This window comes from Rhodococcus sp. 7Tela_A2 (assembly GCF_049311045.1).
Classification (GTDB): domain Bacteria; phylum Actinomycetota; class Actinomycetes; order Mycobacteriales; family Mycobacteriaceae; genus Rhodococcus.
In genome coordinates this window covers 1-4,651 of sequence record NZ_JAXION010000191.1, presented here as the reverse complement: position 1 = coordinate 4,651, position 4,651 = coordinate 1, and the positions used below count along the sequence as shown (strand labels likewise).

Here is a 4,651-nt window from a genome sequence, read left to right as displayed (position 1 = left end):
CCGCCCCCGCGGGGCGCCCGGGCACCCCGCCGAGCCCCCCCGGGGCGGCGCCGCGGGGGCGGCGCACCGCATCGACGACCGGATTGAGGCTGTCGCCCACAATGCCGTAGATCCGGCGGACGCCGGCATCGACGAGCTGAGCCACAAGCTGGTCCGCGACGGTGCGCCCGGCCATCGTGCTAGGTCCGCTCGAGGACGAAAACGGGGATGGCACGCTCCGTCTTGGTCTGATAGTCGGCGTAGTCGGGGTACGCCTCGACCGCCCGCTCCCACCACAGCGCCTTCTCGTCACCGTGCACTTCGCGGGCGATCATGTCGTAGACCTCGGTGCCGTCGCGCAATTCGACGTGCGGATCTGCGACGACGTTGTAGTACCACACCGGATTCTTGGGAGCGCCCCCGAGCGAGGCGACGACGGCATACGTGCCGTCGTGTTCGACCCGCATCAACGGGGTCTTGCGCAGCTTGCCGGTCTTGGCACCGCGAGTCGTCAGGATCACCACGGGCCTGCCGCCGAGGGTGGTGCCCTCGGTACCGCCCGACGACTCGTAAGTCGCGACCTGATCGGCCGCCCAGGACGAGGGGCTGGGTTCATATTCTCCGGTAAGGGGCATGCACCCAGTGAACACGTTCCCGTGATCCGCCACACGTCCGTCCGAAAGTTCGTTGACCCGAATTCTCGGATGCGACTACCCTGACAGAAGGCTTTCCCGACCCGCAGGAGGTGCGATGACGACACTCGAGTCGCCGACCCGTGACGCTGCGCGCGACAGCCACATCGACATCGCCGGTTCCGCATGGCCGATGTACAAACTCGAGGCCCTCGCAGTCGGGTTCCTGGTACTCGTGGCGCTGCTCGTCCTCACCGGCACCGCACAGACCGCGGTGCTCACTGCCGCAGCAGCCACCACGCTCGTGTGGTGGGTCCGCCGGGCGTATTACCGGCGGTCGTAACCGCCCGGACGGGACGGCTCCGAGGCGTGAACGGTGGCTGGTTGATGCGGGCAGCGTGACCTGGTACTGCGGCAACTCGAGGACGACTCCTACCCCTCCGGTCTGGTTGATGCGGCCGGAACGCACTATGCCGATACCGAGTCAAGGACGGCTGGACCATGGCAACGTTCGAGGGCATCGAGTACCGCGTGAGTATCGATGGTCTGTCCCCTCCGTGATGGCGTGCCGCTGATCATGGGTGAACAGATGCGACCGGTCGAGCCGATCTGTGCTCGAAAGAGTTCGTGACCTCGCTCAGGTAGTGGTGTCTGCAAGTTCGCGGATTGCGGCAGCGAGTGGTTTCCATGCGTGCGCAGGCAGCTCGTGCCCGACTTCCGGGAGGATGAGCATGCGTGAGCCGGGAATCCGGGCCGTGATGGCATGCGCGGCTTCGGGTTTGATCAGAGGATCGTCCTCGCCGTGCACCACCAGTGTGGGCTGCGTGATCGCGGTGATCGGTGGTCCGCTCCACTGAGCGCCGACCTGTCGGCTCTGTGCCTGTTGGTCGTGCATCCCAGGGTCGGGATTACTTTCCAATCGTGCGCGCATTTCGGCTTCGTCGAACTCGTGCCGAGGGGACGCCACCAGTCGTGCTACCGCGAGGCCGGCCTCGATCGCGCCCTCTCGGGTATCGGGAAATCTGAGGCGCGCAAACTTCGAAAGCGTGCGCAAACGGATGTAGCGGAATGTGCGCAACCCGGCGACATCGCCCGGGACGGCCGCGACCGACGTGAGGGAACGCACTCGGTCGGGATACCGAAGGGCGACGCGTTGCGCGAGTGCGCCACCGAGCGAGATTCCGAGCACATGCGCCGAGCTCCAGTCGAGCTCGTCGATCACCGCGATTGCGTCGTCCGCCATGTCTTCGGCGGTGTAGGTCTCCTCGCGTTTGGCCAGCAGGGCGGCAATCGGGTTTCGTACCGCCGTCGGCGGCAGATGTGTCGACTCGCCGCCGTCACGCTGGTCGTACCGCACGACAGCGAAACCGTGGTCGGCCAGTTGCTCACAGAACCCGTCGGGAACCGCATGCCGATTGACACCCAGCCCGGTGGCGATCAGTAGCGGTTCTCCGCCGAGTTCCGGCCGGAATTGATCGAACGCGAGACGTACCGATCCGTTCTGTGCCCATCGCCGCGGTCCCCATTCATTGTCGAGTGCCATCCTGAACCTCCATTTATTGCGTTCACCGAACGCAGTTTTAGTATAGGTCAAGACAGGCAGCAACGAGTGGAGAGTGGCGTCGAGTGACACAGTCCGGAATGAAGCAACCGCACCCGACAGTGTGGGAACGCTCGTACGGCACACGCGGTCCGGCGCCGGCGCACAGCCGCGACGATGTCGCTACCGCGGCGATGGAACTTGCAAACGAGGGGGGATTGCCGGCCGTCTCCACTCGCCGGATCGCGCAGAAACTCGGAGTGAGTCAGTCGGCTCTGTACCGCTACGTGGCGGGGCACGACGAAGTGTTCGACCTCATGGTGGATGCCGCTGCCGGCGAGATCGACCTCGATGTGGCGCTGCGCGGCGAGGCGATCGACGACCTCACCGCCCTCGCGGCTCGCGCGAAGGGCGTTCACGTGAAATACCCGTGGCTGCTTGATATTCCGGTCGAGTCGATGCGCGTCGGCCCTCGCGGAATCGACTTTCTCGAGTATGCGCTCCGGGCCATGGCTGCGGTCGACGCGACGGGGGCGGTGAAGCTTCAGGTGGTGGCCGTTCTGAACACCCTTGTCCAGCAGTTCGCTCGTGCCGAGGTCGGTGGTGGAACGGCAAGTCGGGAGCGTCGATCCTCTCAGGTGATGTACTTGCACAAAACGGCCGCGGTTGGCGATCATCCGTATCTTGCAGCTGCGCTCCATATTTCGGATCCCGGCGCCGACCAGCCCGGTGACACGTTCGAGCCTGTGGTGCGCCGAGTCCTCGGCGGCATGCTGATGCCGGAGTGACTGCGACGTGGTGGTGGCTCCTCATAGCGGTGGGCCGCGGCGGCGCCTGAGGCCCCGACGCTACCGCCCGTCACGGTTGATGTTCTCGCCTTGGGCGGGCGAGATATGGGTCAGCGCCTCGTCGTCGATACACCGGGTCCCGGCAGCGCATCTGCGCCAGGACGAGTCCGTAATATCCTGTAGTCCAGCAGATTTCAGTGTTGGTGGCGAGGGTAGCGCGCCATGCTTGCTCGGTCTGGACTTCGAGGTGTCCGCCGACGCGGGGTGTCGAAGTCCCGGTGCCGGTAGCCGTTACGGGTGTTGACCCGGTCGTCGGAGCGTTGGCCGTAGTCGGCTCCGCACAACACGTCGGCTTCGGCGCCCGTCAGGGCGTCGAGGAACATCGACAGCAGTCCGCGTAGTCCGATGGATGTCTACGGGCAACGATTCAACAGTTGCCCGTCGCAGGTGGATGCGTGCCGGCAGCAGAACGCAGGGGGTTGTTACTCGATCGCGTCAGCCTGTACACGGGTGATCTGGCTGTTGAGGAAGCGCTGTTCGGGAATGTTTGTGCACAGCCTGCTCGCGATCCTGAACGCCTCCAGCGCCTCTTCCCGGCGACCGCAGGCTTCAAGGAGGGGAGCCCGTACTGCGTGCAAGCGGTGACTTCCGCTCATACGCGGATCGTCGAGGAGCGGTTCCACCATGCTCAACGCGCTCACCGGCCCCTGTGTTTCGCTGACGGCCACCGCGTAGTTCAAGGTGACGGCCGGCGACGGGGCGACATGGGCGAGCATGGCGTACAGCTCTGCGATCTGCTCCCAATCGGTGTCCTCCCAGCCGGGAGCCTCCGCGTGCACCGCCGAGATCGCGGCCTGTAGCTGGTAGGCGCCCACCGGACCGGTGGGCAGTGCATGTTCGATGAGGTCGATCCCCTCGGCTATCACTTCCCGATCCCACAGGGAGCGGTCTTGATCCCTGAGTGGTATCAGGTCGCCGCGTACCGTGATGCGCGCAGGCCGACGCGCTTCGCTGAGCAGCATCAGTGCGAGCAGCCCCGCCGTCTCCGGCTCATCGCGGAACCCCTTGTACAGGAGGCGCGCCAAGCGGATCGCCTCGGTCGTGACCGCAGCGTCGAGCAGTTGTTTCCCGTCAGCGCGGCTGTGTCCGGCGGTGTACATCAGGTACAGCGCGTGCATCAGAGCTGGAAGTCGCTCTTTCGGCGATGCGGGTGGCGGGAATCGTCTGCGGTGCAGATCGATGGCCGCCTTGGCTCGACTGATTCGCTGACCGGCGGTGGAGGACGGAATAATGTGTACGGCGGCGATCTGCTTGGTGGTGAGCCCGAGCACCGTCCTCAAGGCGAGCGTCACCTGTGACTCCGGCGTCAGCGCTGGATGGCAGCACAGGGTCAGGACTTCCAGGGAAGCATCCTGGTTCTCGACCATCGATTCAGCCTCGACCGCGTGATAGGGCTGGTCCGACGTAAAGACGTGTCGTTCGCGATCTCGTCGCGCAGCGTCCTGGCGTCGGGCATCGATGAGGCGTCGCGATGCCACGCGCAGCAGCCAGCCTCGGGGTTTCTCCGGCACGCCTCTCGCGGGCCACTGACGGGATGCCTCGATCAGGGCCTCCTGCACGGCGTCCTCGCAGGCGGCGAAGTCGCCATACCTCCTGACGAGCGCAGCGAGGAGGGGGTGGGGGGGGGGGGCGCCCCCCCCCCCCCCCCCCCC

At 65.8% G+C, this 4,651-nt stretch carries 5 protein-coding genes and 1 pseudogene; 2 read left to right on the top strand and 4 right to left on the bottom strand.

Annotated features, from left to right (window positions below; translation table 11 throughout):
- Positions 1-179: 179 nt before the first annotated feature.
- Positions 180-614 (bottom strand): nitroreductase family deazaflavin-dependent oxidoreductase, encoded by a 435-nt coding sequence (locus TVH25_RS20905; protein ID WP_169620138.1) that lies wholly within the window; start codon positions 612-614, stop codon positions 180-182.
- A gap of 115 nt (positions 615-729) precedes the next feature.
- Here TVH25_RS20905 and TVH25_RS20900 point away from each other — a divergent pair, with 115 nt between their 5' ends.
- Entirely contained in the window at positions 730-954 is a 225-nt protein-coding gene (locus tag TVH25_RS20900) for a hypothetical protein (protein WP_169620139.1), read from the top strand.
- Positions 955-1,248: 294 nt separating this feature from the next.
- Here the strand turns inward: TVH25_RS20900 and TVH25_RS20895 are convergent, their stop codons facing one another.
- Positions 1,249-2,154 (bottom strand): alpha/beta fold hydrolase, encoded by a 906-nt coding sequence (locus tag TVH25_RS20895; RefSeq protein ID WP_422425378.1) that lies wholly within the window; start codon positions 2,152-2,154, stop codon positions 1,249-1,251.
- Between the two features lie 98 nt (positions 2,155-2,252).
- Here TVH25_RS20895 and TVH25_RS20890 point away from each other — a divergent pair, with 98 nt between their 5' ends.
- On the top strand, positions 2,253-2,939 hold the full coding sequence (locus tag TVH25_RS20890; protein ID WP_422425377.1) for a TetR/AcrR family transcriptional regulator: 687 nt from the start codon (positions 2,253-2,255) through the stop codon (positions 2,937-2,939).
- A gap of 263 nt (positions 2,940-3,202) precedes the next feature.
- Here the strand turns inward: TVH25_RS20890 and TVH25_RS20885 are convergent.
- Both TVH25_RS20885 and TVH25_RS20880 read right to left on the bottom strand, forming a co-directional pair.
- A pseudogene (locus TVH25_RS20885) lies at positions 3,203-3,340 on the bottom strand (transposase); the annotation flags it as partial.
- 81 nt (positions 3,341-3,421) lie between these two features.
- The coding region (locus tag TVH25_RS20880) for an RNA polymerase sigma factor (RefSeq protein WP_422425376.1) at positions 3,422-4,651 on the bottom strand (1,230 nt) is incomplete at its 5' end.

Coding starts and splice junctions, on each gene's coding strand:
- TVH25_RS20905 (WP_169620138.1), bottom strand. CDS start 614: ATGCCCCTTACCGGAGAATATGAACCCAGCCCCTCGTCCTGGGCGGCC.
- TVH25_RS20900 (WP_169620139.1), top strand. CDS start 730: ATGACGACACTCGAGTCGCCGACCCGTGACGCTGCGCGCGACAGCCAC.
- TVH25_RS20895 (WP_422425378.1), bottom strand. CDS start 2,154: ATGGCACTCGACAATGAATGGGGACCGCGGCGATGGGCACAGAACGGA.
- TVH25_RS20890 (WP_422425377.1), top strand. CDS start 2,253: ATGAAGCAACCGCACCCGACAGTGTGGGAACGCTCGTACGGCACACGC.